This window comes from Streptomyces sp. NPDC003011 (assembly GCF_053591515.1).
In genome coordinates this window covers 1-25,292 of record NZ_JBSFTY010000065.1, presented here as the reverse complement: position 1 = coordinate 25,292, position 25,292 = coordinate 1, and the positions used below count along the sequence as shown (strand labels likewise).

Below are 25,292 nucleotides of genomic sequence, written 5' to 3'. Positions count from 1 at the left end.
CCCTCCCCCGCTGCCCGCCGGCATCCGCCGCTCGCGGCGAGGCGGTCGTCCGTCAGGAGCCTGCCAGGACTCCCGTCCAGTACACCGTCCCCACGCACGCGTTCGTCACCGTCGCCGAGATCGACGGTGCTCCGCCCTCCGCCGTGTTGGTCACCGTCACGCTGCCGTCGGCCGTGCCCTCCTCCGGGAGCAACTGGGGTGACGTCCCGGTGGTGTCACCGCCCGTGGTGGTGCCGCTGTCCGTGGTGGGGTTCTCCGTGGGCGTGGGGCCGGTGGTCGGATTGCCGCCGGTGTCGCCGGACGAGTTGTCGCCGGTCGTGGGGCAGGTCTCCGAAGGGACCCAGGCGAACTTCACCTCGTACGAGGAACCCGGCTTGAGCAGCAGGGAGGCGATCTCCAGGGACGGGTCGGGCAGTGCCGCCGCCGCGTCCCCGGCGGTGTGCCGAACCGTGCTGATCCTGGTGGCGTCCGCCGCGCCTGCCGTGGCCGGCGTGACCGTGCCGGGGCCGCTGACCGTGCAGCTCACGCCCGAGACGTTGGTGAAGCGGAAGGTGCCGTAGACCGCGCCGACGGAGTCGGGGGCGTCGACGGTCTGGGTGGGCGAGCCGATCTCGGCGGCCGTGCACACCGAGGTGTCCGCCGCGCTGGTGGACGGCGTGTCGGAGGTGCCACCGGAGCCGGTGCCGCTGCCCGTGGCCTTGCCCTTCTCGTCTTCCTTCGGCGCCGCCTCGCCCTTGTCCTGGGTCCTGTCCGAGGCGTCGCCGGTGGCCCTCTCACCGCCGTCCGGGCCCTTGCCCTCGCCGGCCCCGCCCTGCGCCTGCGAGCCGTGCCCGGCGATGGAGGGGTCGGCGCCGAGTCCGGTGGCGCCGGAGACGTGCCACAGGGCCGGGATCGCGGTGCCGATGAAGAGGGCGGCCGCGGCCATGCCGACGACGGCCTGCCGCTTGCGTGCCCGTCGGGCGGGTACCGCCTTGCGCAGATGGTCCAGCGTGCCGTCGCGCGGCTCGACCTCCTGGACCGCCTGGTGCAGCAAGCTGCGCAGTGCCAGCTCGTCCGAGCCGAGCCCGGTCGGGCTCTCGTCGTCGGGGCCGTGGTTCACAGTTCCGTTCCCAGCGTGCGATTGCTTCGGCTGTTGCTCGGCCGTCCCCGGCTCGCGCCGTTCGTGGGGCTCATGGGAGACGTGCAGATGACGTCGCCCGTCTTGGTCGCCGCTCACGCCGACGCCTCCATCGTGACCCGCAGGGCCGCGATGCCGCGCGAGCCGTACGCCTTGACCGAGCCCAGCGATATCCCGAGGGTCTCGGCGACCTGCGCCTCGGTCATGTCCGCGAAGTACCGCAGGACCAGGACCTCCCGCTGGCGGCGCTGCAGCCCTTTCATCGCCTTGATCAGGGAGTCCCGCTCCAGCTGGTCGTACGCGCCCTCCTCGGCGCTCGCCATGTCGGGCATCGGCTTGGACAGCAGCTTCAGGCCGAGGATGCGGCGGCGCAGGGCCGAGCGGGACAGGTTGACGACCGTCTGGCGCAGGTACGCCAGCGTCTTCTGCGGGTCACGGACCCGTTTGCGCGCCGAGTGGACGCGGATGAACGCCTCCTGGACGACGTCCTCGCAGGAGGCGGTGTCGTCGAGGAGCAGCGCCGCGAGGCCCAGGAGCGAGCGGTAGTGGGCGCGGTAGGTCTCGGTGAGGTGGTCGACGGTGGTCCCGGCCGCCACCGTGTCGTCGGCGTACTCGGCTCCGTCGCGCTGGCTCGGTATGCGGGCGGGCCGCGCCGCGGGCATGGGCGCGATCACCGGCATGCCGTCGGGCGTGCCCGGCATCCGGGGTCGTAGGGCCGCGGGGCGGGGCCGTAGGGCCGAGCCGCGCGGGGCCGCAATGAAGTCCAGTACCTCTGCCACGCCAGTTGGACACGCTTCCCCCCGTCAGGGTTGTACGCGATCGTCCGTCTTCTGTCAGGCAGCACAACTGACTGTGCGTCAAACGCGCTCATGCCCTACCCGCTCTTCCCCTGTGTCCTGAATGACCGGAGCGTCCCCACGCTCCGTGAAGCATCCCGCGCCCTCTGGAAGGGCGTCCGCAAAGACGCTCCCCGCCCTCCGCGCGGTTGCGGAGGGCGGGGAGGCAGATCTTCGGACGCCGAGCAGGCTCGGTTCAAGAGGTCCGGACCATCGTCCGCACCCCATGTCTCACACAGATCCTACAAATGAATGCGGTTTCATCCAGGAGTTTTCCGGCGGTAATCGCCGGGCGGCCCACGTGTCGCTCCTTACACCCGGCGCTCAGGAGGGCGCTTTCGTCACGCGGACGTCATCCGGACTCCGCCGCGACCAGCTCCGCGATCTGCGCGGTGTTGAGGGCGGAGCCTTTGCGCAGGTTGTCTCCGCACACGAAGAGTTCGAGCGCCGTGGGATCGTCCAGCGCCCTGCGCACCCGGCCCACCCAGGTCGGGTCGGTGCCCACGACGTCCGCGGGCGTGGGGAACTCCCCCGCCGCCGGATCGTCGAAGAGGACGACCCCGGGGGCCGTGGCGAGGATCTCCCGCGCCTTGCGGACGGTGACCTCGCCCTCGAAGCGGGCGTGCACGGTCAGCGAGTGGGTGGTGATCACCGGCACCCGCACACAGGTCACCGCGACCGGCAGCCTGGGCAGTCCGAGGATCTTGCGGGACTCGTCGCGGATCTTCATCTCCTCGGACGACCAGCCGTCCTCACGCGGCGATCCGGCCCACGGGACGACGTTCAGCGCGACCGGCTCGGGGAACGGCCCGGTGCGGTCACCGACGGCCCGCCGCACGTCACCGGGGCTGGTCCCCAGTTCCGTGCCCGCGACCAGGGACAGCTGCTGGCGCAGCGTCTCGATGCCGGCGCGGCCGGCCCCGCTCACCGCCTGGTAGGAGGAGACGACCAGCTCGCGCAGCCCGAACTCGGCGTGCAGCGCGCCCAGGGCCACGATCATGGAGAGGGTCGTGCAGTTCGGGCTGGCGATGATGGACCGCGGCCTGACCCGGACCGTGTGCGGATTGACCTCGGGCACGACCAGGGGCACGTCCGGGTCCATGCGGAAGGCGTCCGAGTTGTCCACCACGACCACGCCCTTGGCGGCTGCGATCGGCGCCCACCGGGCGGCGACGTCGTCGGGGACGTCGAACATGGCGACGTCGACCCCGTCGAAGGCCTCCTCGGTGAGCGCCGCCACCTCGACCTGCTGACCGCGCACGGCCAGCTTGCGGCCGGCCGAACGCGGCGAGGCGATCAGCCGGATCTCGCCCCAGATGTCGGCGTGCTGGGACAGGATCTGGAGCATGACCGTACCGACCGCCCCGGTCGCGCCCACGACCGCGAGGGCCGGACGCGCAGGGCCCCCCGCCCGCCGGGCGAGGCCGGGAGAGGGGACGGTCCGTCCGGTGGGACCGGACATCAGCGGCCTGTGCCTCCGTAGACGACGGCCTCGTCGCTGTCGGAGTCGAGTCCGAAGGCGGAGTGGACCGCCCGCACGGCCTCGGTCACGTCGTCGGCCCGGGTGACCACCGAGATGCGGATCTCGGAGGTCGAGATGAGCTCGATGTTCACTCCGGCGTCGCTGAGCGCCTCGAAGAAGGAGGCGGTGACGCCCGGGTTGGTCTTCATACCCGCGCCGACCAGGGAGATCTTGCCGATCTGGTCGTCGTAACGCAGCGAGTCGAAGCCGATGCCGGCCTTGTTCTTCTCCAGGGCGTCGATGGCCTTGCGGCCCTCGGTCTTCGGCAGCGTGAAGGAGATGTCCGTCAGGCCGGTGGAGGCCGCGGACACGTTCTGCACGACCATGTCGATGTTGACCTCGGCATCGGCGATGGTGCGGAAGATGGCGGCGGCCTCGCCCGGCTTGTCGGGGACACCGACGACCGTGACCTTGGCCTCGGAGGTGTCGTGCGCGACACCGGAGATGATGGCCTGCTCCACCTTCTGTTCCCCTTGCTCGATCGGCTCACTGCTGACCCACGTGCCCTGCAGTCCGCTGAAGGACGAGCGGACGTGGATCGGGATGTCGTAGCGGCGCGCGTACTCCACACAGCGGTGGAGCAGCACCTTGGAGCCGGAGGCGGCGAGCTCCAGCATGTCCTCGAAGGAGATCCAGTCGATCTTCTTCGCCTTCTTCACCACCCGCGGGTCGGCGGTGAACACGCCGTCGACGTCGGTGTAGATCTCGCACACCTCGGCGTCGAGGGCGGCGGCCAGCGCGACGGCGGTGGTGTCGGAGCCGCCGCGGCCGAGCGTGGTGATGTCCTTCTTGTCCTGGCTGACGCCCTGGAATCCGGCCACGATGGCAATGTTGCCCTCGTCCAGCGCGGTGCGGATACGGCCCGGCGTGACGTCGATGATCCGCGCTTTGTTGTGGACCGAGTCGGTGATGACACCCGCCTGGCTGCCGGTGAACGACTGGGCCTCGTGGCCCAGGTTCTTGATCGCCATGGCCAGCAACGCCATGGAGATACGCTCTCCGGCGGTCAGCAGCATGTCGAACTCACGCCCGGCAGGCATCGGAGACACCTGCTCGGCGAGATCGATCAGCTCGTCCGTCGTGTCGCCCATCGCGGAAACGACGACGACCACCTGGTGGCCGTTCTTCTTCGCTTCCACGATCCGCTTGGCGACGCGCTTGATGCCCTCGGCATCGGCTACGGAGGAGCCTCCGTACTTCTGCACGACAAGGCCCACGTGCGCTCCTCGCTCAGTCAGTCTGGGTATACGCAGTCACACATACGCACATGTGCTGCGGTCGGCTCAGTCTATCGAGCGCCCGAAATCCGCCTCTGCGGTATCGCATGCTGAGACCGGCGCCCAGGTCAGCGCATGCCCGTGCGCGACGCTCCGGAAAAGTGCCAAGGGTCACAGGTGACAGCTGTGAATTAACTTTCAAGTACTAAGGTTCCGCCTGTGCACGTACTTCTCGTGGAAGACGACGAGCCTGTCGCCCAGTCCCTGCGGCGCGGCCTGACCCGCTACGGCTTCGAGGTCGACTGGGTCACCACGGGCGCCGCCGCCCTGGCCCACCCCGAGCCCTACGACGTCGTCCTGCTGGATCTCGGCCTGCCCGACACCGACGGCCTCGACGTCTGCAAGGCGCTGCGCGAGCGCGGTGACGTCCCGATCATCGTGATCAGCGCGCGCAGCGACGAGACGGACCGGGTGGTGGGCCTCGAACTGGGCGCCGACGACTACGTGTCCAAGCCGTTCGGCGTCCGCGAGGTCATCGCGCGGATACGGGCGGTGATGCGGCGCACGCAGCCGCGCACGTCCCCGGAGAACGGCCCGGACCGTTACGGCTCGCGCCTCACCGTGGACCGCAAGGCCGCCCGGGTCCGCCTGGACGGCGGAGAAGTGGCCCTGGCACCCAAGGAGTACGACCTGCTGGCCTTCCTCACCGAGGAGCCGGGCGCGCTGATGTCGCGTGAGCAGATCATGGAGGCGGTCTGGGACGCGAACTGGTTCGGCCCGACCAAGACGCTGGACGTGCATGTGGCGGCGCTGCGGCGGAAGCTGAAGGGCGCGATCACCATCGAGGCGGTGCGCGGGGTCGGCTTCCGGCTCGAAATCGACAGCGACGGCGACGGCGACGGCGACGGCGACGGCGGTACCGGCGCCCCATGAACCGCCAGCTCATCCGCAGCTACATCCTGCTCGTCGCGGTCGCCATCTTCCTGTTCACGGTGCCGGTCGCGTTCACGCTCACCGAGCAGCTGCGGGACGACACCGCGGTGTCCGTCCAGCGCGAGGCCGCCACCATGGCGCTGCTGCTCGGCAACGACGACACCATCTCGTGCGACGCCCTGGAGCAGATGGCCAAGGCGTACACCAGCGAGACGCCCGGCACGGTCCAGGCGACCGCCGCCGGCGGCTGCGTACCGGACCTGCCCCGGCCCCGGAAGGACGCGGCCCTGACCCGCGCCCTGGAGGACGGCACGCCCACGCCCGACTGGGGCACCGACGTCATCTGGGGCCGGCAGCTGGTGGTCACCGTCCCCGCGCGCGAGCGGACGGCCGGCCAGGACTCCCACCAGGGCCCGGCCGTCGGCGCCGTACGGATCGTGTACGGGACGTCGGACATGACCGCGCGGCTCTGGCAGATCTGGGGTTTCCGGGCGGGCCTGGCCGTACTGGTGCTGGCGGCGGCCGCCGCGATCGGCGCGTTCGCCGCCCGCCGGATCACCGCCCCGCTGCGCGAACTCAACGCCATGGCCAGCAAGTTCAGTGACGGCGACCTGACCGCGCGGTCGCCGGTGACGGGCCCGCCGGAGACGCAGACGCTGGCCCGCACCCTCAACCAGGGCGCGGAACGCCTGGACACGCTGGTCGCCTCCCAGCGCATCTTCGTCGCGGACGCCTCCCACCAGCTCCGTACCCCGCTCACCGCGTTGCGCCTCTCGCTGGACAACATCGCGGACGGCGTGGACGACGAGCTGGTCCGGGAGGACGTGGAGCAGGCGACCGCCGAGGTGGTCCGGATGAGCCGTCTGGTCAACGGCCTGCTGGTGCTGGCGCGGGCCGAGGCGAAGGTGACGGCGGCGGAGCCGCTGGCTCTGCGGGACATCGTGGACGAGCGTCTGACGGTGTGGAGGCCGGCCGCCGACGAGCGCGGAGTCACCATCGCGCTCAGGGGGAGTATCGACGGCCGGCTGCTGGTGATGGCCAGCCCCGGTGCCCTGGACCAGGTGCTGGACAACGTGTTCTCCAACGCTCTGGAGGTCTCGCCGGACGGCGGGACGATCACGGTCCGGGCCGAGGCGCCGGGCGACGAGGTGGTGCTGTCGGTGCTGGACGGGGGTCCTGGCATGTCGGACGCCGAGAAGTTGCGCGCCTTCGACCGGTTCTGGCGCGGCCAGGGCCTGACCGGCCGGTCCGGCTCCGGACTCGGCCTCGCCGTGGTCCGGCAGCTGGTGACGGACGACGGCGGAACGGTGACGCTCCGGGACGCCCCCGGCGGCGGCCTGTGCGTGGAGATCCGCCTGCGGGCCGCGCCCAGGAGCACCGGCTGAGGGTCAGCCCTGCGGCATCGCCGAGGAGTGGTGGTTGAAGATCAGCCACGCGCCGTCGACCTTCTCGTACGTGTACGTGTAGCGGGCCTTGACCACGCGCTTCTCGCCGGTGTCGTGGTCGGTGAGCGTGAACGCGTACACGCCGGTGTCGACCGCGGAGTTGCCGTCGAGGACGGTGACGATCGTCTCGACCTTCTTGCCGACCGGCTTGTTGCGCAGGAAGTGGTCGAAGTAGTCGACGATCTGGGCGCGGTCGGTGCGGACCTGGTTGGAGACGGTGGGCAGCAGGACCGCGTCCTTCGCGTACAGGTCGGCCACCTGCTGCGAGTCACCGGTCTGCAGGGCGGCGTTCCAGGTGTCGAACAGCCCGGCGATCTGCGCCTTGTCCGCCCTCTTCGGGGAGTTGTGGCCCGCCAGGCTCACACCGGCGGTGACGGTGGCCACGGCGACCAGGGTGGCGGTGGTGACGACGGCTGCGCGCTGCGCCACGGAACGACGGGTCATCGCTGTCTCCTGCGGTTCGAGGGGAGGTGCCTCCCCCTCCGCCTTCGCTGGGGCGCGGGCGGTGGGGAGTGACTCCAGACTCGCTCTCCGCCGGTTAGCGCCGGTGCAGCCGACGTACAGGGGAGAGACAGGAGGGACCCAATTGACGTTCCGTACGGGCCCGACTACGCGGAGGAGTCGCGGGACGGGCCCGCGAGCGGCCCGTGAGCGCCGGGGCGGTCCGCGATCGCCGGAGCGGTGCCCGGCCGTCTCTTGCCTGCCGGACACCGACCGCGTGGTGCGGGCTGCCTACGTCACCGGCCGCATCCCGAGCGGCGCGCCGATCTCCTCCACCATCACCCGGCCCGCCTCGAACTCCAGCGTGTCGTCGCCGACGGACTGGTCCGTGTCCAGGCCGTCGAGTTCGGCCAGCGGCTGGTTCAGGCGGACGTGGGCCACGATCGACTGCAGCGCGCGCAGGGTCGCCGACGCCGTCGAGCCCCAGTTGGAGAAGTAGGAGAACTGCCACCACCACAGGGCCTCCGTGGTGCGGCCGGCCCGGTAGTGGGCCATGCCGTGGCGGAGGTCGGCGATGACGTCGGCCAGGTCGTCGGAGATGCGGGCCGGGACCGGCGCCTTGCGGGGCTCGTAGGGGTCGAAGACCTCCGAGTAGACGTCGATCGGCTCCAGGAGACGGGCCAGGTTCTCCCGCAGGTCGTCCACGTCGGGCTCCGGGCCCAGGTCGGGCTCGTAGCGCTCGTCGGGAAGGATGTCCTCGTGGGCGCCCAGGCGGCCGCCGGCCAGGAGGATCTGGGAGACCTCCAGGAGGAGGAAGGGGACCGCCGAGTCCGGCTCGTCGCCCTTCGCGACCTCCGTGACGGCCACCAGGAAACTCTCCACCTGGTCCGCGATCTGGACCGCGAAATCGTCGGGGTCGTGGCTGGTCACGTGCAGCTTGGCGTCAGACATCTAGGAGTCGTCTCCCCTCGAAGGCGCGGCCGAGGGTCACCTCGTCCGCGTATTCCAGGTCGCCACCCACCGGGAGGCCGCTGGCCAGGCGGGTGACCCTGAGGCCCATGGGCTTGATCATGCGGGCGAGGTACGTGGCCGTCGCCTCGCCCTCGAGGTTCGGGTCCGTGGCGAGGATCAGCTCGGTGACGGTGCCGTCGGCCAGGCGCGCCAGGAGTTCCCTGATCCGGAGGTCGTCGGGCCCCACGCCCTCGATCGGGCTGATCGCGCCGCCCAGGACGTGGTACCTGCCGCGGAACTCGCGGGTGCGTTCGATGGCCACGACGTCCTTCGGCTCCTCGACCACGCAGATCACCGAGAGGTCGCGGCGGGTGTCACGGCAGATGTTGCACAGTTCCTCCTGTGCCACGTTGCCGCAGGTCGCGCAGAAGCGGACCTTCGCCTTGACCTCCATCAGGCACTGCGCGAGACGCCGTACGTCCGTCGGTTCCGCCTGCAGGATGTGGAAGGCGATCCGCTGCGCGCTCTTGGGACCGACGCCGGGAAGCCGCCCCAGCTCGTCGATGAGGTCCTGGACCACGCCTTCGTACAACGGAGTGCCCGTCCTTCCTGCTTGTCGAGGTCCTTCTGTACGTACGGTAGTTGGCCGGTGCCCGTCTTAGATAGGCAGGCCAGGCCACGGATCGGAACGGATCAGAACGGCAGGCCGGGGATGCCGCTGCCGCCGCCCAGGCCCTGGGCCAGCGGGCCGAGCTTCTGCTGCTGGAGGGTCTGCGCGTTCTCGTTGGCCGCCTGGACGGCCGCGACGACCAGGTCGGCGAGGGTCTCGGTGTCCTCCGGGTCCACCGCCTTCGGGTCGATCTTCAGCGCGCGCAGCTCGCCGGCGCCGGTGACCGTGGCCTTCACCAGGCCGCCGCCCGCCTGGCCTTCCACCTCGGTCCTGGCGAGTTCCTCCTGGGCGTTCGCCAGGTCCTGCTGCATCTTCTGGGCCTGCTGCAGCAGCTGCTGCATGTTGGGCTGGCCACCACCGGGGATCACGATCAGCTCTCCTTGGTCGGTACGGGTTTTCCCGTTCAGCACGAGCCTACGTGGTCCTCGCGGCCGTCGCCCCAGCACTCTTTCGAGTGAGTGGGCCGGGAACCCTATACCTGATCAAGGGCCTCTTCCGGGCGGAAAAGAGGTGAAAGCAACGTCTTCGCCACCCATTGGGCGGTAGGAAGGTTCCGGCGCATCGGTATCAGCATGAGCATCAGGCGTCACGCGGTGTGACAGGTCGTGCTCGTTCGGGATCAGGTAGGGAGTGCCGGGTGGGTCAGCCGGAGATGCAGCCCGAGGGTCCGCCTCAGGACGGGCGGGGCGAGGGGGCGGCCGGACTGCGGCCGGGCGATCTGACGGGGCGGGCGTTTCCGCTCGGCGACTGGGGCGCGCCGGCGGAGCGGCTGGACGAGTTGTACCGGTGGGTGGAGCGCGGAGCCCTGGAGACCTCCGCCTGGTATCTCGCGGACCGGGTGGGGAAGCGGCGCGCGGCGCGGGTGCTGCGGGCGGGTGCGGCGGGCGGGGCGGTGGCGGGGGCCGCGCTGCCCCTGCTGGACATGACGGGGGTGGTGGGCGGGGTCGCGCCCTGGGGGTATCTGGCGCTGCTGCTGGGGGTGGCGTGCGTCGCCGGGGACCGGTTCTTCGGGGTGACATCCGGCTGGATAAGGGACGTGGCGACCGCGCAGGCGGTGCAGCGGCGGCTCCAGGTGCTGCAGTTCGACTGGGCCTCGGAGAGCGTGCGGGAGGTGCTGGGTCCGGCGGACGGCACCGCGAGCGAGGCGGCGGACCGGTGTCTCGGCGTGCTGCGGAGGTTCTCGGAGGACGTGACGGAGCTGGTCCGGACGGAGACGGCGGACTGGATGGTGGAGTTCCGGACGGGGGCGGCGCCGCTGGGCATCCAGTCGGTGGGGGTCGTGGGACAGCGGCAGGACCCGGGGGCGGGGGGACAGGGCCGGTTTCCCCTGCCGCCCGGTTCCGGGGCGCGGCCCAACATGCCCCGGCAGCGGCCGCCCGAGCCCAGGTGACCGGAATGGGTGTCGGCGTCGGGGCGCCCAGGTGACGGGCTGTGGACCGGAGCGCGTCTCGGTCACTGCCGGGTGTACGTGAGTTTCTCGTCCGTGCCGGTGTTGGTGCGCTGGAGGGTGCCGTCCGGCAGCAGGGTGATCTCGCTCGCCGCGCCCGGCGAACAGGACGAACGCGGCTCGCCGGCCGTCACCGTGGACGGGCCGATCCGCAACGGGCCCTGCCCGTCCGGCACTTCGGACAGGTCGGCCTGGAACACGCAGTGGTAGGTGCCGTTCGCGGTGGGGCCGTCGGCGACCAGGGACAGCACCGTGTCGCCCGCCTCGCCCTGCTGGAGGGTGAGCGCGCGGGTGTGGCGGCCGTCGGCGTTGTCGATCGTGGCGGCCCAGGTGCCCAGGTAACCGGCCGGGATCGCGCCGTCCGCCGGTGACGCGGAGGAGGCCGACGGCGAGGGGGAGGCGGACGTCGGGCCGGGCGTGGGCGGGCCCGGGGTCGTGGAGGCGGTCACGGAGGGGGACGGGCCGGACGTGCCGTCCGCCTGGTCGTCGCCGCCGCCGTTCAGCAGGGCGTAGACCGAGCCGCCGGCGGCCAGCGCGACGACCAGGGCGACGAGGACGAGGACCGCGGTGGAGCGGGAGCTCCTCCTGGGGCCTTGGGGGGCGGTGGGGCCGTAGGGCGCGGCGGGGGTGGCGGGCGGCGGGCCGTACGGCGGGGTCCCGCCGGGGCCGCCGTACTGGGCGTACGGCGGGGTGGAGCCGATCTGCTGGTACGGCGGGGCGGCGCCGTGCGCGCCGGGTCCCGTCGGCCAGGCGCCGGCGGTGCCGGGGGTGCCGGGCTGTTGCGGGTGGCCGTACGCCGAGGGCTGCGGGTGTGGCTGCGGGTAGCCGTACGCGGGGTGGGCGGGCGCGCTGCCCGGGGCGCCGTTCCCGAAGGCCCCGGGGGCCGGGGGCAGAGGCGCGGGCGGGGCGCTCGGGTGGCCGGGGCTGCCCGGACCTGCCGCGCTTCCCGGGCTTCCCGGGCTTCCCGGCACAGGCGTCTGGACGCCGTGGCCCGCGACGACCGTGGGCAGGTGGTCCGTGCGCGCCCCGCTGCCCGGCTGCCCCGGCACGGGCGGGCCGGGGGGCACCGCGGGGGCGGACTCGTCACCGGCGGCGGCGTGCTCGGGCGAGGCGGCGGGCCCGGGCACCGGGACGGGGACCGAACCGGCGGCGGACGGGCGCCCGGAGACGGCACCTGGCGTGGCACCGAGGGCTCCACCGGCCGGGGCGCCGGGAGCCGAGCCCCTCACCGCGTCGGACGAGGCGCCGGGCGCGGGTCCCGTCGCCGCGCCGACCGGTCCCCCGGAGGCATCGTCCGGGGAGCCGTCGGACCCCGCCTGCCCGGCGCCGCGTGAACCGTCCGGCTGCGGCGGGACAGGAGTCCGCGCCTCGGCCGGCCCGGCCGGACCGGCGACGGACGCCCCTGCGGCCCCCGAAGCCGAAGCCGTCCCCGGGCCCGTCGCCGGACCCGAAGCCGTCCCCGGGCCCGTCGCCTCCGGATCCTCCGTGTCCAGCAACCGGACCGCGTGCCGCCCCAGTTGGGCCACCAGTTCGCCCGGCAGCCACGGATCCCGTGCCCGTCCCCCGCAGACGGTGTCCTCCGCGCCCGTGCGCTCCAGGACGCTGTCCAGCGTCGGACGGGCTTCGGGGAACTTGCGCAGACAGTCGCGGACGAGGTCGGCGATGCTCTCCGGGACGCCCTCCAGGTCGGGTTCCTCCTGGGCGATGCGGAACATCAGGGCGTGCACCCCGCTGTTGGCGGTGCCGAAGGGGAGCTTGCCGGTGGCGGCGTAGGCCAGGACCGAGCCCAGGCAGAAGACGTCGCAGGCAGGGGTGATCCGGTCCCCCCGCACCTGCTCCGGCGCCATGAAGCCCGGCGAGCCGATCAGCGCGCCGGTCCTGGTCAGGCCGCCGTCCGTCACCGTCTCCAGGGCCCGCGCGATGCCGAAGTCGATGACCCGGGGGCCGTCGATCGTCACCAGCACGTTGGACGGCTTGAGGTCGCGGTGGACGATCCCGGCGGCGTGCACGTCCTTCAGCGCGTGCGCGAGCCCGGCCGCGAGGATGCGGACCGTGCGTTCGGGCAGGGCCCCGTGGTCGTGGCCGACGATCTGCTGGAGGCTGGGCCCGGCGACGTACCCGGTGGCGACCCAGGGCACCGGGGCCTCGGTGTCCGCGTCCAGCACCGGCGCCGTCCAGTACCCGCCGACCTGCCGCGCGGCCCGCACCTCCTGCCGGAAGCGGGCCCGGAACTCGTCCTGCGCGGCCAGTTCCTCCCGTACGAGTTTGACGGCGACCGTGCGCCCCCGGTCGGACCGGGCGACGTACACCTGGCCCATCCCGCCGGCGCCGAGCCGCGCCAGCAGCCGGTACGAGCCGATCCGTTGTGGGTCCCCGGGCCCCAGCTTCTCCATCGCCCGCCGCCTTCCCCCCGCCCGTGAGCAACAGACCGAGGATAGTGCGGGGCCGGTGCGCGGCGAGTCGGGCGTTGTCTACGGTTCCGTAACAGGCGGGCCCACTCGGTCGAGCACCTCGGACAGCCGTTCCAGCACCCGTACGGCGTCCGCGAGTTCGGTGTCGTCGTCCCCGTACGCCTGCGCCAGCCGGTCGGCGAAGGCCGCGTGCCCGGGGTCGACGCGGGCGACGGCCGACCGTCCGTCCTGCGTGGGCGCGAGGAGTTTGGCCCGCCGGTGCGCGGGGTTGGGCCGGTACTCGGCCAGGCCCTTGGCCACCAGCAGGTCGGCGACGCGCTGCACGCTCTGCCGGGTGATGCCCATCGCGCGGGCGATGCCGGACACCGGCAGCGGCTCCCCGAGCACCGCGCCGAGCACCTGCCACCAGGCGGCGGTCAGTCCGGCGGGCTTCGCCAACTCCTCGGCCACGGCGAGGAACTGGCCGTTCAGCCGGAAGACACCGAGCGCGCCGCGGCTCAGCAGGTCCTGCCGCTCCCGGCTCACCGCCCGGTCTCCGCCTTCTCCAGTACGGCGTACGCCTTCGGGTCGGAGTCGTGGAACAGGCGGTACCAGGCGTCCAGCACCTCGCCCTCGTACACCCCGAGGAGCCGGAAGATCTCCCGGGCGAAGGCGACGGGCTCGGTCGGGCCGGCGGTGATCAGGCCCCGGTCGGTGACGGCGTCCGCGTCGACGTACCGCTCGCCGCCGCCGTATCCCGTCGCGGCCAGGTAGAAGGAGATCGCGCTGGTGTGATCGCGGTCGTCGAGCAGGCCCTCGCGGGCGAGTCCGGCGGTGGCCCCGCAGATCGCGGCGACGGGCACACCGGCGTCCAGGAAGGCGCGGGCCGCGCGGGCGAAGGGCGCGAGGTCGTCGGACCCGTCCCACAGGTCGGCGCCGGGGAGGATCAGCAGGGCGCTGTCGTCCGGCTGCACCTGGTCCAGGGCCAGGTCGGGCTGGACGCGCAGGCCGCCGATGCTGACCACCGGCTCCCGCGTGGGCCCCACCGTCCGGACCTCGTACCCGGCGCGCGCCAGGAAGGCCGTCGCGTGACCGGTCTCCCAGTCGGCGTAGGTGTCGTACACGGCGAGATGCACGGGCTTGCGGCTCATGGGTGCCTCCTGGGACCGTTCCCTCGGACATCGATGACAACATGCTGTCATGTCGACAGAAGACTGTCAACCTCCGGCTCCGGCTCCTTCTTCGACAACCTGTCGCGGAAAGTCGCCGTCCACAGACAGGACGCCGATACCGCCTCCGTGTCGCGGACACCTACCCTCGGGCCATGACCCCTCAGCCAAACCCCGAGGTCGGCGCCGCCGTGAAGGCCGCGGACCGTGCGCACGTGTTCCACTCCTGGTCCGCGCAGGAGCTCATCGACCCGCTCGCCGTCGCCGGCGCCGAGGGGTCCTGCTTCTGGGACTACGACGGCAAGCGGTACCTCGACTTCTCCAGCGGGCTCGTCTACACGAACATCGGCTACCAGCACCCGAAGGTCGTCGCGGCGATACAGGAGCAGGCCGCGCGCATGACCACGTTCGCGCCCGCTTTCGCGATCGAGGCGCGGTCGGAGGCGGCGCGGCTGATCGCCGAGCGGACGCCCGGCGACCTGGACAAGATCTTCTTCACCAACGGCGGGGCCGACGCCGTGGAGCACGCCGTGCGGATGGCGCGACTGCACACCGGGCGCGCGAAGGTGCTGTCGGCGTACCGCTCCTACCACGGCGGTACGCAGCAGGCCGTGAACATCACCGGCGACCCGCGCCGCTGGGCCTCCGACGGCGCCACGGCCGGTGTCGTGCACTTCTGGGCGCCCTACCTGTACCGCTCCCGCTTCTACGCCGAGACCGAGGAACAGGAGTGCGCGCGGGCGCTGGAGCACCTGGAGACGACGATCGCCTTCGAGGGTCCGGCGACGGTCGCCGCGGTCGTCCTGGAGACGATTCCGGGGACGGCCGGGATCATGGTCCCGCCGCCCGGCTACCTCGCCGGGGTCCGGGAGATCTGCGACAAGTACGGGATCCTCTTCATCCTGGACGAGGTGATGGCCGGGTTCGGGCGGACCGGCGAGTGGTTCGCGGCCGGCCTGTTCGACGTGGTGCCGGACCTGATGACCTTCGCCAAGGGCGTGAACTCCGGGTACGTGCCGCTCGGCGGGGTCGCGATCTCGGGGGCCGTCGCGGAGACCTTCGCGAAGCGGCCCTACCCGGGCGGGCTGACGTACTCGGGGCATCCGCTGGCGTGTGCGGCGGCCGTCGCGACGATCGGCGTGATGGCCGAGGAAGGGGTCGTCGAGAACTCGGCCCGGCTCGGGGCGGACGTCGTCGGGCCGGCGCTGCGGGAGCTGGCCGAGCGGCATCCGTCGGTGGGCGAGGTGCGCGGCGTCGGCATGTTCTGGGCCCTGGAGCTGGTGCGGGACCGGGAGACCCGGGAGCCGCTCGTGCCGTACAACGCGGCAGGCGAGGCGAACGCGCCGATGGCGGCGTTCGGCTCCGCCGCGAAGGCGGGCGGCCTGTGGCCGTTCATCAACATGAACCGGACGCATGTGGTGCCGCCGTGCACCATCGGCGAGGCGGAGCTGAAGGAAGGGCTGGCGGTGCTGGACGCGGCGCTGTCGGTGGCGGACGAGTACACGCGGTGAGCGGTGCGGTGGGCGGTGGGGTGACGCGGTGGTGAGCGGTGTGCCGGGCGCCGAGGTGAACGCCATGGTGGTGCCGTGGTGAGCGCCGTCGCGGGCACCGGGCGGGGGCCGGCGTAAGGACCGGGTACCGGGGCGACTCGAACGCGTAAGGTGGCGTGCTCGTAGACATGTACGTGCACGCCACTCGAACGCGACGAGGGAGACGCCACGACCATGCCCAGTAGCGGCACCGGCGCCGTGACCCGCAGCACCCTGCGGCAGCAGATAGCCGACGCGCTTCGCGACGAGGTACTGGCCGGGCGGTTGCAGGCGGGGCAGGAGTTCACGGTCAAGGAGATCGCCGAGCAGTACGGCGTCTCCGCGACACCGGTCCGCGAGGCCCTGGTCGACCTCTCCGCGCAGGGACTCCTCGACGCCGACCAGCACCGGGGCTTCCGGGTGCACGAGTACTCGGTCGAGGACTTCCGGGGCATGATCGAGGCCCGCAGCCTGGTCACCGACGGGATGTTCCAGGCCCTCGACAGCGGCCACCAGGGGTACAGGGAGCTCGACGACCCGCGTACCGCCGCCGCCGTCGCGGGGGTACGGCGGCGGGGCGAGGAGGCCCAGCGGGCCGCCGGGGCCGGTGACCTGACCATCCTGATCGGCTACGACCTGCGCTTCTGGCGTGAGCTGAGCGCCCTGTTCGGCAACCCCTACCTCGCCGACTTCCTGAACCGGCTCCGCGTGCAGACCTGGGTGTGCACGGTGCAGCACCTGCGCCGGCAGACCGATCTGCGCGGCCGGCTGTGGTCCGGCCACAGCGAACTGGTGAACGCCCTGTCCCAACGGGACACCGCGACCGCCCGGACGATCGTCGCCGCGTACAACACGCACTCCCTGGCCCTGATCGAAGGACTGGCGGCGCCGGGCTGAGGCGTGGGGCTCCATGGGCCGGGTGCGCGTCGGACGGATGAGGCGGTCCGGGCGGCCGGATTGCGCCGGATCGGCCGGGGCCGGGGTGAGCGGGGCGGGTCCGGGTAGGGGATCTGCACAAGGCGGGCCGAGGCAGGGCGCGTCGGGCCGGGGCGGCCGGGGCAGGGCTCGTCGGGGCGAGCGCATCGGGTACCTGGTGTCCGGGCGCGCCGGGTCGTGCCGGGGCGTGCCGGACCGGGCGCGCGTCGCGTCCGGCCGGGAGGCGCACAGGGGCAGCCGACCGGGTGCCGTACCGATTACCCTGCCTTGACCACCATGCGACCACCCCTGTGCGCCGCGAGTAACCGAGGAGCTGTCTTTTGGCCTGTGACCTGTGGCTGGTGCCGCTCGTCGACGTGTTGTGCCACACCCCGGACAACCCGTTCGCCGAGGAACTCGCGCAATACAACAAGGTGCTCGCCGAGGCCGGACTGCCGCCGGTGCCGGTGTACCAGTACATGCCGGGCCTGTCCGGCGACGTGGCCCCGGTGGCCGGCTTCGACTACGACGCGCTGCACTTCCTGCGCCGCGCCTATCTGCTCCAGGTGTGCGGCCTGCCGGTGACACCGGTGGACGAACTGGGCGGCGACTACGAGCAGTTGCTGGAGATGTTCGAGGCGACGGCCCAGCAGTCGCACCTGGTCTGGCACTACGACCACGCCGGCGCGTACGTGCCCGTCGACTTCCCGCACCCCCTCGCCAACGACGAACTCCTCGCCGGGGGCGGCCCGTTGGGCTCCTCCCAGACCCTGCTGCGGGAGCTGGAGTTCGTGGCCCGGACCATCGGCATCGATCCGGCCAACCCGCCCGCGCCCCCGGAACCGCCGGCCGCTCCCACAGAGCTGGAGGAGCCCGCCGTACCGGCTCCCTACGACCCGAGCCCCTTCGCCCGCGAGCGCCACGTCTGGCTGGGGCTGCACGCGGCGGCGACACGGAGCCTGGCGCAGGGGTCGATGATCGTCTTCAGCTGAGGGTCAGCGGCCCAGCTGGGACAGGCCCTTCTGCACGTCCTCGATGTTCATCACCGGGGTGTAGGAGATCTCGGCACCCAGGTTGAGGAAGAAGGGCTCGCTGATCACCGGCATCTGGGAACTGTCCTGCATGTCGAAGACCAGGAAAGCGGTGCGCTTGCCGTGGTCGGAGGTGAAGTAGGCCGCTTCGGGCTTGATCTGCTCCACCGACTCCTGGATCAGCTTCGCCATGGTCCCGTTCCGGATGGCCTCGTTCGCCTTCTCCGTGTCCATCGACGCCTTGAGCAGTACGCGCATCGGACTCACCTTCTTCTGGTCGACGCACGTGTGTGGTGGGCTTCAGGATATGCCCGATCTACACCGTTGGTGTATACATGTCCGATTTGATCGTACGGATGCCGGTGCCGCGATACCCCGTGGGCGTCCGTGGCAGCACGTCCTAGGAGTGATCTCCATGCGTGTGCCCCCGTCCGGGTTCCGGACGGGGGCACACGCATGAGAGCCCTGCTGAACCGCCGTACTAGATGAACGAGTTGATCTCGATCGTCTCAGTCCGGCCCGGGCCCACGCCGATCGCGGAGATCGGGGCGCCGGACATCTCCTCCAGCGCCTTGACGTAGTCCTGGGCGTTCTTCGGCAGGTCGGAGAAGGACTTCGCCTTGGAGATGTCCTCGGACCAGCCCGGCAGCATCTCGTAGACCGGCTTCGCGTGGTGGAAGTCGGACTGCGAGTACGGGAGTTCCTCGACGCGCTTGCCGTCGATCTCGTACGCCACGCAGACCGGGATCTGCTCCCAGCCGGTCAGGACGTCCAGCTTGGTGAGGAAGAAGTCGGTCAGGCCGTTCACGCGGGTCGCGTACCGGGCGATGACCGCGTCGAACCAGCCGCAGCGGCGGTCACGGCCGGTGGTGACGCCCTTCTCGCCGCCGATGCGGCGCAGCGCCTCGCCGTCCTCGTCGAGGAGTTCCGTCGGGAACGGTCCGGCACCCACCCGCGTGGTGTACGCCTTCAGGATGCCGATGACCCGGCTGATCTTCGTCGGCCCGACACCGGCGCCCGTGCAGGCACCGCCCGCGGTGGGGTTGCTGGACGTCACGAACGGATAGGTCCCGTGGTCGATGTCCAGCAGCGTGCCCTGGCCGCCCTCGAAGAGGACGACCTTGTCCTGCTCCAGGGCCTGGTTGAGCACCAGGACCGTGTCGGCGACGTACGGGGCGAGCTTGTCCGCGTACACCAGCAGTTCCTCGACCACCTGGTCGACGGCGATGGCGCGCCGGTTGTACAGCTTGGTGAGGATCTGGTTCTTGACGTCGAGGGCCGCCTCCACCTTCTGGGTGAGGATCGACTCGTCGTACAGGTCCTGGACGCGGATGCCGACCCGGTTGATCTTGTCCGCGTAGGTGGGACCGATGCCGCGACCGGTGGTGCCGATCTTGCGCTTTCCGAGGAAGCGTTCCGTCACCTTGTCGACGGTGACGTTGTACGGCGTGATGATGTGAGCGTTGCCGCTGATGAGGAGCTTGGAGGTGTCGACGCCACGCTCGTTCAGTCCGCTCAGCTCGGAGAGCAGGACCGACGGATCGACGACGACGCCATTACCGATGACCGGGGTACACCCCGGGGACAGGATTCCGGAAGGGAGGAGGTGGAGGGCGTACTTCTGATCGCCCACGACTACCGTGTGGCCGGCGTTGTTGCCGCCCTGGTAGCGCACCACATAGTCCACCGAGCCACCGAGCAGGTCGGTTGCCTTTCCCTTGCCTTCGTCACCCCACTGAGCACCGAGCAGCACAAGTGCGGGCACGCGCGTACACCCCTTCCGGGCGGGGCATGTCCAAGGTCGGAGGTGTACGCGTCACAGTTCGTGCCTCGTACACCGGCGGCCTTCGTCGGCCGCGACCCGTCGGACCGGATGCCCCGGAATAGACGAAGCCCCTGGCGCAATAGCGCAAGGGGCTCTTGCACAAAGATGCTACCCGAGGAAGCGAGGCAGGACCGAGGTGGCGACTTTCGCGACGTCCGATCAGTTGCTGGTGGTGATCGATCCGGTCGCCCGGCGGACGGACGGAGAGGCCGTACGGATCGCGAAAGACGTGCTCAGCGGGGGTGCGGCGCACACGAAGGTCTGCCTTCCCGACAGTCCCGAGGAATTCGCCCGGGTGCTGGAGCGGCGGGGTTCGCGGCGGCCGGTGGTGATCGGCGACGACCGCGCGCTGGTCCGTGCGGTGTCCCTGCTGCACCGGCGGCGGGAGCTGGCCGGATGCGGAATGTCGGTGGTGCCGGTGGGCGCCGCCCAGGCCCTGGCCCGTTCCCTGGGCATCCCCGCGGGCGCGGTGGCCGCGGCACGGGCCGTCCTGGACGGGGCCGAGCGGCGCATGGACCTGCTGGTCGACGAGAGCGACGGGGTGGTGCTGGGGGCGTTGCGGATACCGCCGCTGGCGGGGGCGGCGCAGGACGCGGCGGAGGCCGGCCGGCACGTCGCCGAGTTCGACTCCGGCCGCCCCTGGATACGCACCTGCCAGTCCCTCGTACGGACCCTGGTGACGGCCCGTCCCGCCCGCTCGCCCTCGCCGGCGTCCGCCCCCGGCCCCTCCCGTCTGCGGGTGGAGGTGGACGGCGTCACGCTGGTGGACCTGGACCAGCCGCTGGAGGCCCTGTCGGTCACCCCGGGCGCCTCGGGGACGGTCGAGGTCGAGGCCCGGCCGCTGTCGGTGGGCGCGGAGGCGACTCCGCTGCTGGCGACGGGGCGGCGGATCACCGTGTCGGGGCCGGACTTCCGCTACCGGGCGGACGCGGCGGTGTCGGGGCCGGTGCGGAGGCGGACGTGGACGGTGTGGGAGGGGGCCTGGGGGCTGACGTTGCCGGTGGCGGCACGTGGTGATCACTCACTTGGGTGATCACATCCCGGAACGCGCCCGTCCGCGCCGGTCTCCGGTGACGCTGGTGTCCGCCTACGAAGGGAGGCACCATGACGGTTATGGCAGAGCGCATGTCGTCTCAGATCTCGGTGGACATGTTCGAGCGGATCGCCGCATTCGCCGAACGTGAGGACGAGACCGTCAGGTTCGAGTTCATCGACGGACGGATCGGGCTCAGGAAAGTGACGAACGGCAACCACAGCACCATCATCATGTGGCTGATCCGGCAGTGCATGCAGGCCCGGCCCGAACTCGACCTCAACCCGACGCAGGGCCTGAAGGTGGAGGCCTACCGTAACGGCCGTGCCCTTCCTGACGGCGTACTCGCACCCGTCGGGCACTTCGCCGGCCAGGGCGACTGGGCCGACGCCGACGGCGTCCTGATGACGGTCGAGATCACCTCGTACGACTCGGACACGCACGACCGCGACCGCCTGGAGAAGCCCCGGGGGTACGCCGAGGCCGAAATCCCCGTCTACCTGCTGATCGACCGCGAGCACGCCTCCGTCGTCGTGCACAGCAAGCCCGACCCGAAGGACGGATACCGGGACATCCACACGGTCAAGATCGGCGACGAGGTCACCCTCCCCGAACCCGTCGCCATCACGCTCGACACCGGCCAGCTCAAGCCCTACCTGGACTGAGCCGGGGCCACCGTCGCCAGCGCGTCCGACTCGTCCTTCAGCCCCACCCCCGTCAGCCCCAGCTCCCGCGCCCTGCCCGTCAGCGCCGCCAGCTTCCCCGCCGCCGCCTCGTACGCCAGGCCCAGCGGGGGCCGGATGTTGGACAGGCAGTTGCGGTCGGCGTCGGTGGTCACGCCGGGCTGCGGACCGTACGTGAGGTACGCGCCCAGGGAGTCCGCCGCCGACATGCCGGGCCGCTCCCCGACCAGGACGACCACCATCGCCGCGCCCATCGCGTGGGCGATGTCGTCGCCGAGGGCCACCCGGGCCTGTTCGGCGAGGACGACGGGGGCCACCCGCCAGTCGGCCGGCAGCCGGGACGTCGTCGCCCGCACCACCGCCGCCGCGTGCTCGTGCACCGCCCGGCTGGACAGCCCGTCGGCGACCACGAAGACCAGGTCCCACTCCCCCGTCGGCAGATGCGCGCGGTCCGTGGCGTCCAGGCGGCGGCCCAGGTCCGGGCGCTGGAGATAGGTGAGCCGGTCGGGGGCGGCGCTGCGGACCCGTACCGTCGGCGTCCCGGTGAGCCCCGCGGCGACCGCGTCCGGGTCGAACGGCGTGTGCACCGCGTCCCGCGCCGCCGCGTGCGCGGCCTGGAGCTCCAGCCGGTGCCGGGTCGGCAGCCCCGAACCGGCCCGGCCGAGGCCGATGCGGGCCTGGGTGTGGCGCCGTAGCGCCGGCCAGAGCGCCGAGTCCTCGGTGTGTGCGACGAGCTCACTCATGCCGACTCCCGTTTCACTCATGCCGCCGGCTCCCGTTTCACTCATGCCGCCGGCTCCCGTCCGATGGCCGTCAGTGGATGTGCGGTGACCTCGCGGATGCCGCCGCGTTCGTCCAGCAGCCCGATCGAGTCCAGCCACGCCTCGAACTCCGGCGCCGGGCGCAGCCCGAGGACCTCGCGCAGGTACAGCGCGTCGTGGTACGAGGCGGACTGGTAGTTGAGCATGATGTCGTCGCCGCCCGGCGTGCAGATCACGAACGAGGCGCCCGCGACGCCGAGCATCGTCAGCATCGTCGCCACGTCGTCGTCATCGGCGTCCGCGTGGTTGGTGTAGCAGATGTCCAGGCCCATCGGCAGGCCGAGCAGCTTGCCGCAGAAGTGGTCCTCCAGGGCGGCGCGCAGGATCTGCCGGCCGTCGTAGAGGTACTCGGGGCCGATGAAGCCGACGACCGTGTTCACCAGCAGGGGGTCGTAGCGGCGGGCGACCGCGTACGCCCGTGCCTCGGCCGTCTGCTGGTCCACCCCGTGGTGCGCGTCGGCCGACAGGGCGCTGCCCTGGCCGGTCTCGAAGTACATGACGTTCTTGCCGACCGTGCCGCGGTCCAGGGCCAGGGCCGCCTCGTACGCCTCGTCCAGCAGCCCGAGCGTGACGCCGAAGGACGCGTTCGCGGCCTGTGTGCCCGCGACGGACTGGAAGACGAGGTCGACGGGGGCGCCGCGTTCCATCAGGCCGATGCTCGTCGTGACGTGGCTCAGGACGCAGGACTGGGTGGGGATCGCGTAGCTCCCGATCACCCCGTCCAGCAGCTCCAGCAGGTCCCGTACGGCCTTCGGGCTGTCCGTCGCCGGGTTGACGCCGATCACCGCGTCGCCGGAGCCGAGCAGCAGGCCGTCGAGCAGGGCCGCGGCCACGCCCGCCGGGTCGTCGGTGGGGTGGTTGGGCTGGAGGCGGGTGGCCAGCCGGCCGGGCAGGCCGATCGTCGAGCGGAACGCGGTCACGACCCGTACCTTCCGCGCCACGGCCACCAGGTCCGCGTTCCCCATCAGCTTGGACACGGCCGCGACCATCTCCGGCGTCAGACCGGGGGCCAGCGCGGCCAGCGACACCGCGTCCGCCGCCTGCGACAGCAGCCACTCCCGCAGCTCGCCCACCGTCATCCCGGCCACCGGCGCGAAGGCCGCGGGGTCGTGCGTGTCGAGGATCAACCGGGTCACGTCGTCGCTCTCGTACGGGATCACCGGCTCGGCGAGGAAGGCCGTGAGCGGTACCTCGGCCAGCGCCCAGCGGGCCGCGACCCGCTCCCGCGTGGACGACGCGGCGAGGCCGGCCAGCCGGTCGCCGGAGCGCTCGGGGCTCGCGGCGGCGAGCAGCCGGGCGAGGGAGCCGAAACGGTGGCGCTCGCCGCCGAGGGTGGAGGTGTAGGCGCTCATGGCCGCGACGGTACGAGGTGCGTGTTGCCGCCAGATTTCTAAAGGTCTGGTTGACAAACATTTAACGTCCCGACACCCTTGCCCGACGCATTCGCGACCCAGGATCCCGTCCAGTACGCACCTGGACCGGCAAGGAGAGGGGCCACCCGATGGCAGTGCAGGAGGGCGTCGCCCCCGAGGCGGGCACAGGCGACGAGAAGACCGTCCACCGGCTGAAGCCCAACGCCATCGGCCTGCTCGGCGTGGTCTTCATGGCCGTGGCGACCGCGGCGCCGATCACCGCGATGACGGGCAACGTGCCCTTCATGGTGTCGTCGGGCAACGGCATCGGCGCCCCGGCGAGCTACCTCGTCGCAATGGTCGTCCTGGCGATCTTTTCCGTCGGCTTCACGACGATGGCGAAGCACATCACGTCCACCGGCGCCTTCTACGGCTTCATCTCCTACGGCCTCGGCCGCACCGTCGGCCTGGCCTCCGGACTGCTCGCGACCTTCGCCTACGTGGTCTTCGAGCCGGCCCTCATCGGCATCTTCTCGACCTTCGCGACCACCACCCTCAACGACCAGACGGGCCTGGACATCCCGTGGTGGCTCTTCGCCGTCGTGATGCTCGCGGTCAACGCGACGGGCACCTGGTTCGGCGTCTCGGTCGCGGAGAAACTGCTCGTGGTGCTGCTCGCCACCGAGGTGACCATCCTCGCGGCGATGGCGATCTCGGTCGCCCTGCACGGCGGCGGCCCGGACGGCTTCACCTTCGGCCCGGTCAACCCGGTCAACGCCTTCCAGGGCACCAGCGCCGGCCTCGGCCTGTTCTTCGCCTTCTGGTCATGGGTCGGCTTCGAGTCCACCGCCATGTACGGCGAGGAGTCCCGCGACCCGAAGAAGATCATCCCCAAGGCGACGATGATCTCGGTCCTCGGCGTCGGCGTCTTCTACGTCCTCGTCTCCTGGATGGCCATCATCGGCAACGGCGAGCGGGCCGCCGTCGCGGCCGCCTCCTCCGCGAACCCGCTCGCCCTGTTCTTCCACCCCACCGAGCAGTACGTCGGCCACTGGGCGGTCGACGTCATGCAGTGGCTGATGATCACCGGCTCGCTGGCCTGCGGCATGGCCTTCCACAACTGCGCCGCCCGCTACCTGTACGCGCTGGGCCGCGAAGGCGTCCTGCCGTCCCTGAAGAACACCGTCGGCCGCACCCACGCGCGGCACGGCTCCCCGCACATCGCGGGCCTGGTCCAGACGATCGTCAGCGGGGTGCTGCTCGCCGGGTTCTGGATCGCGGGCAAGGACCCGTACACCGGGACGTACGTCCTGCTCGCCATCCTCGGCACCATGGCGATCCTCGTCGTGCAGGCCGTGTGCTCCTTCGCGGTGCTGGCGTACTTCCGCTCCCACCACCCCGAGAGCCGGCACTGGTTCAAAACGTTCACCGCCCCGCTGGTGGGCGGGGTGGCCATGCTCGCGGTGGTCGTCCTGCTGGTGTCCAACATGGGCGTGGCGGCCGGGTCGGAGTCCGGTTCGCTGGTCCTGAAGGCGACGCCGTGGCTGGTGGCGCTGGTCGCGGCGACGGGCATCGGCTACGCCCAGTACCTCAAGCGCCGGGACCCGTCCCGGTACGCGCTGCTGGGGCGGACGGTGCTGGAGGAGACGAAGGAGCGGTAACCGTACGGCGGCTCGGCCATGTCGCCGCCCACTGGCCGAGCACACCACCCTCGGCACCGGCCAGGAAAGCGAGCCGGCCCTGGGGGGACGGGCCCCGGCCGGAGGCCGTGTGCGGTCGCCGTGTGCGGTCGCCGTGCGCGGTCGCCGAAAGCGCACTAACCGGTCCCCTTAACGTTCCAGCACCGGGCAGGCGTCAGTCCGTATACATCGCCTTACGGCTTCGCACGGACCTGTGGACGACGAAATCGGCGGCGAGTTCCGTCTCCCCGGCGGGAGTCGACAGCCGTACACCGGTGACTCGCCC

At 71.7% G+C, this 25,292-nt stretch carries 24 protein-coding genes; 9 read left to right on the top strand and 15 right to left on the bottom strand.

Annotated features, from left to right (window positions below):
* Positions 1 to 52: 52 nt before the first annotated feature.
* From ACWD0J_RS29170 to ACWD0J_RS29155, 4 genes are all read right to left on the bottom strand, one after another.
* The gene (locus tag ACWD0J_RS29170) at positions 53 to 1,099 is read right to left on the bottom strand and encodes a hypothetical protein (protein WP_451498834.1); all 1,047 of its coding nucleotides are present in this window, start codon (positions 1,097 to 1,099) and stop codon (positions 53 to 55) included.
* A gap of 113 nt (positions 1,100 to 1,212) precedes the next feature.
* On the bottom strand, positions 1,213 to 1,896 hold the full coding sequence (locus ACWD0J_RS29165; RefSeq protein WP_451498833.1) for a SigE family RNA polymerase sigma factor: 684 nt from the start codon (positions 1,894 to 1,896) through the stop codon (positions 1,213 to 1,215).
* 409 nt (positions 1,897 to 2,305) lie between these two features.
* Positions 2,306 to 3,415: an aspartate-semialdehyde dehydrogenase gene (locus tag ACWD0J_RS29160; protein ID WP_451498832.1), complete on the bottom strand. Its 1,110-nt coding sequence runs from the start codon at positions 3,413 to 3,415 to the stop codon at positions 2,306 to 2,308.
* On the bottom strand, positions 3,415 to 4,692 hold the full coding sequence (locus tag ACWD0J_RS29155; RefSeq protein WP_451498831.1) for an aspartate kinase: 1,278 nt from the start codon (positions 4,690 to 4,692) through the stop codon (positions 3,415 to 3,417). The genes ACWD0J_RS29160 and ACWD0J_RS29155 overlap by 1 nt, the downstream gene beginning before the upstream one ends.
* A gap of 219 nt (positions 4,693 to 4,911) precedes the next feature.
* Between ACWD0J_RS29155 and ACWD0J_RS29150 the strand changes: the two genes are divergently transcribed.
* Both ACWD0J_RS29150 and ACWD0J_RS29145 read left to right on the top strand, forming a co-directional pair.
* Positions 4,912 to 5,625, top strand: a complete 714-nt coding sequence (locus ACWD0J_RS29150) for a response regulator transcription factor (protein WP_451498830.1) — start codon at positions 4,912 to 4,914, stop codon at positions 5,623 to 5,625.
* Positions 5,622 to 7,010, top strand: a complete 1,389-nt coding sequence (locus ACWD0J_RS29145) for a sensor histidine kinase (RefSeq protein ID WP_451498829.1) — start codon at positions 5,622 to 5,624, stop codon at positions 7,008 to 7,010. The genes ACWD0J_RS29150 and ACWD0J_RS29145 overlap by 4 nt, the downstream gene beginning before the upstream one ends.
* Positions 7,011 to 7,013: 3 nt before the next feature.
* On the opposite strand, the gene ACWD0J_RS29140 is transcribed toward ACWD0J_RS29145, so the two are convergent.
* From ACWD0J_RS29140 to ACWD0J_RS29125, 4 genes are all read right to left on the bottom strand, one after another.
* On the bottom strand, positions 7,014 to 7,514 hold the full coding sequence (locus tag ACWD0J_RS29140) for an SgcJ/EcaC family oxidoreductase (RefSeq protein ID WP_451498828.1): 501 nt from the start codon (positions 7,512 to 7,514) through the stop codon (positions 7,014 to 7,016).
* A gap of 288 nt (positions 7,515 to 7,802) precedes the next feature.
* Positions 7,803 to 8,462, bottom strand: coding sequence for a DUF5063 domain-containing protein (locus tag ACWD0J_RS29135; protein WP_451498827.1), 660 nt, complete (start codon positions 8,460 to 8,462; stop codon positions 7,803 to 7,805).
* Positions 8,455 to 9,054, bottom strand: a complete 600-nt coding sequence (gene recR, locus ACWD0J_RS29130; RefSeq protein ID WP_451498826.1) for a recombination mediator RecR — start codon at positions 9,052 to 9,054, stop codon at positions 8,455 to 8,457. Before recR ends, ACWD0J_RS29135 begins: the two co-directional genes overlap by 8 nt.
* A gap of 101 nt (positions 9,055 to 9,155) precedes the next feature.
* Positions 9,156 to 9,500 (bottom strand): YbaB/EbfC family nucleoid-associated protein, encoded by a 345-nt coding sequence (locus ACWD0J_RS29125; RefSeq protein WP_451498857.1) that lies wholly within the window; start codon positions 9,498 to 9,500, stop codon positions 9,156 to 9,158.
* Between the two features lie 269 nt (positions 9,501 to 9,769).
* On the opposite strand from ACWD0J_RS29125, the gene ACWD0J_RS29120 reads away from it, so the two are divergent.
* Complete coding sequence (locus ACWD0J_RS29120; protein WP_451498825.1) at positions 9,770 to 10,522, top strand: SLATT domain-containing protein; 753 nt, start codon at positions 9,770 to 9,772, stop codon at positions 10,520 to 10,522.
* 62 nt (positions 10,523 to 10,584) lie between these two features.
* On the opposite strand, the gene ACWD0J_RS29115 is transcribed toward ACWD0J_RS29120, so the two are convergent.
* The 3 genes from ACWD0J_RS29115 to ACWD0J_RS29105 form a co-directional block, all read right to left on the bottom strand.
* Positions 10,585 to 12,972, bottom strand: a complete 2,388-nt coding sequence (locus ACWD0J_RS29115; RefSeq protein ID WP_451498824.1) for a protein kinase domain-containing protein — start codon at positions 12,970 to 12,972, stop codon at positions 10,585 to 10,587.
* Between the two features lie 78 nt (positions 12,973 to 13,050).
* Positions 13,051 to 13,515 (bottom strand): MarR family winged helix-turn-helix transcriptional regulator, encoded by a 465-nt coding sequence (locus tag ACWD0J_RS29110; protein ID WP_451498823.1) that lies wholly within the window; start codon positions 13,513 to 13,515, stop codon positions 13,051 to 13,053.
* Positions 13,512 to 14,120, bottom strand: a complete 609-nt coding sequence (locus ACWD0J_RS29105) for a type 1 glutamine amidotransferase family protein (protein ID WP_451498822.1) — start codon at positions 14,118 to 14,120, stop codon at positions 13,512 to 13,514. Before ACWD0J_RS29105 ends, ACWD0J_RS29110 begins: the two co-directional genes overlap by 4 nt.
* A 173-nt stretch (positions 14,121 to 14,293) precedes the next feature.
* Here ACWD0J_RS29105 and ACWD0J_RS29100 point away from each other — a divergent pair, with 173 nt between their 5' ends.
* The 3 genes from ACWD0J_RS29100 to ACWD0J_RS29090 all read left to right on the top strand — a co-directional run bounded on the left by ACWD0J_RS29100 (position 14,294) and on the right by ACWD0J_RS29090 (position 17,574).
* A complete protein-coding gene (locus tag ACWD0J_RS29100) occupies positions 14,294 to 15,649 on the top strand; it encodes an aminotransferase class III-fold pyridoxal phosphate-dependent enzyme (RefSeq protein ID WP_451498821.1) in 1,356 nt (451 codons plus the stop codon).
* 213 nt (positions 15,650 to 15,862) lie between these two features.
* Positions 15,863 to 16,564 carry a GntR family transcriptional regulator gene (locus ACWD0J_RS29095; RefSeq protein ID WP_451498820.1) on the top strand — a complete coding sequence of 234 codons (702 nt, stop codon included), beginning with the start codon at positions 15,863 to 15,865 and terminating at the stop codon, positions 16,562 to 16,564.
* 359 nt (positions 16,565 to 16,923) lie between these two features.
* Positions 16,924 to 17,574, top strand: coding sequence for a hypothetical protein (locus ACWD0J_RS29090; protein WP_451498819.1), 651 nt, complete (start codon positions 16,924 to 16,926; stop codon positions 17,572 to 17,574).
* A gap of 3 nt (positions 17,575 to 17,577) precedes the next feature.
* On the opposite strand, the gene ACWD0J_RS29085 is transcribed toward ACWD0J_RS29090, so the two are convergent.
* Together ACWD0J_RS29085 and ACWD0J_RS29080 are read right to left on the bottom strand one after the other, a co-directional pair.
* On the bottom strand, positions 17,578 to 17,871 hold the full coding sequence (locus tag ACWD0J_RS29085; protein ID WP_451498818.1) for a hypothetical protein: 294 nt from the start codon (positions 17,869 to 17,871) through the stop codon (positions 17,578 to 17,580).
* A 223-nt stretch (positions 17,872 to 18,094) separates the two neighbouring features.
* Positions 18,095 to 19,378, bottom strand: coding sequence for an adenylosuccinate synthase (locus ACWD0J_RS29080; protein WP_451498817.1), 1,284 nt, complete (start codon positions 19,376 to 19,378; stop codon positions 18,095 to 18,097).
* 196 nt (positions 19,379 to 19,574) lie between these two features.
* On the opposite strand from ACWD0J_RS29080, the gene ACWD0J_RS29075 reads away from it, so the two are divergent.
* Entirely contained in the window at positions 19,575 to 20,471 is an 897-nt protein-coding gene (locus tag ACWD0J_RS29075) for a diacylglycerol kinase family protein (protein WP_451498816.1), read from the top strand.
* A gap of 71 nt (positions 20,472 to 20,542) precedes the next feature.
* Positions 20,543 to 21,136 (top strand): Uma2 family endonuclease, encoded by a 594-nt coding sequence (locus ACWD0J_RS29070; protein WP_451498815.1) that lies wholly within the window; start codon positions 20,543 to 20,545, stop codon positions 21,134 to 21,136.
* On the opposite strand, the gene eutC is transcribed toward ACWD0J_RS29070, so the two are convergent.
* Together eutC and ACWD0J_RS29060 are read right to left on the bottom strand one after the other, a co-directional pair.
* A complete protein-coding gene (eutC, locus tag ACWD0J_RS29065) occupies positions 21,124 to 21,897 on the bottom strand; it encodes an ethanolamine ammonia-lyase subunit EutC (RefSeq protein ID WP_451498814.1) in 774 nt (257 codons plus the stop codon). The two genes, ACWD0J_RS29070 and eutC, sit on opposite strands and share 13 nt — an antisense overlap.
* A gap of 41 nt (positions 21,898 to 21,938) precedes the next feature.
* On the bottom strand, positions 21,939 to 23,327 hold the full coding sequence (locus ACWD0J_RS29060; protein ID WP_451498813.1) for an ethanolamine ammonia-lyase subunit EutB: 1,389 nt from the start codon (positions 23,325 to 23,327) through the stop codon (positions 21,939 to 21,941).
* Positions 23,328 to 23,476: 149 nt separating this feature from the next.
* Here ACWD0J_RS29060 and ACWD0J_RS29055 point away from each other — a divergent pair, with 149 nt between their 5' ends.
* A complete protein-coding gene (locus ACWD0J_RS29055) occupies positions 23,477 to 24,988 on the top strand; it encodes an APC family permease (protein ID WP_451498812.1) in 1,512 nt (503 codons plus the stop codon).
* The last annotated feature ends 304 nt before the right edge of the window (positions 24,989 to 25,292 follow it).

What these genes read in the sequence shown, in the direction of transcription:
- ACWD0J_RS29135 (WP_451498827.1), bottom strand. Translation starts at nt 8,462, where the DNA reads ATGTCTGACGCCAAGCTGCACGTGACCAGCCACGACCCCGACGATTTC.
- ACWD0J_RS29115 (WP_451498824.1), bottom strand. Translation starts at nt 12,972, where the DNA reads ATGGAGAAGCTGGGGCCCGGGGACCCACAACGGATCGGCTCGTACCGG.
- ACWD0J_RS29160 (WP_451498832.1), bottom strand. Translation starts at nt 3,415, where the DNA reads ATGTCCGGTCCCACCGGACGGACCGTCCCCTCTCCCGGCCTCGCCCGG.
- eutC (WP_451498814.1), bottom strand. Translation starts at nt 21,897, where the DNA reads ATGAGTGAGCTCGTCGCACACACCGAGGACTCGGCGCTCTGGCCGGCG.
- ACWD0J_RS29060 (WP_451498813.1), bottom strand. Translation starts at nt 23,327, where the DNA reads ATGAGCGCCTACACCTCCACCCTCGGCGGCGAGCGCCACCGTTTCGGC.
- ACWD0J_RS29140 (WP_451498828.1), bottom strand. Translation starts at nt 7,514, where the DNA reads ATGACCCGTCGTTCCGTGGCGCAGCGCGCAGCCGTCGTCACCACCGCC.
- ACWD0J_RS29105 (WP_451498822.1), bottom strand. Translation starts at nt 14,120, where the DNA reads ATGAGCCGCAAGCCCGTGCATCTCGCCGTGTACGACACCTACGCCGAC.
- ACWD0J_RS29055 (WP_451498812.1), top strand. Translation starts at nt 23,477, where the DNA reads ATGGCAGTGCAGGAGGGCGTCGCCCCCGAGGCGGGCACAGGCGACGAG.
- ACWD0J_RS29100 (WP_451498821.1), top strand. Translation starts at nt 14,294, where the DNA reads ATGACCCCTCAGCCAAACCCCGAGGTCGGCGCCGCCGTGAAGGCCGCG.
- ACWD0J_RS29145 (WP_451498829.1), top strand. Translation starts at nt 5,622, where the DNA reads ATGAACCGCCAGCTCATCCGCAGCTACATCCTGCTCGTCGCGGTCGCC.
- ACWD0J_RS29085 (WP_451498818.1), bottom strand. Translation starts at nt 17,871, where the DNA reads ATGCGCGTACTGCTCAAGGCGTCGATGGACACGGAGAAGGCGAACGAG.
- ACWD0J_RS29070 (WP_451498815.1), top strand. Translation starts at nt 20,543, where the DNA reads ATGACGGTTATGGCAGAGCGCATGTCGTCTCAGATCTCGGTGGACATG.
- ACWD0J_RS29095 (WP_451498820.1), top strand. Translation starts at nt 15,863, where the DNA reads ATGCCCAGTAGCGGCACCGGCGCCGTGACCCGCAGCACCCTGCGGCAG.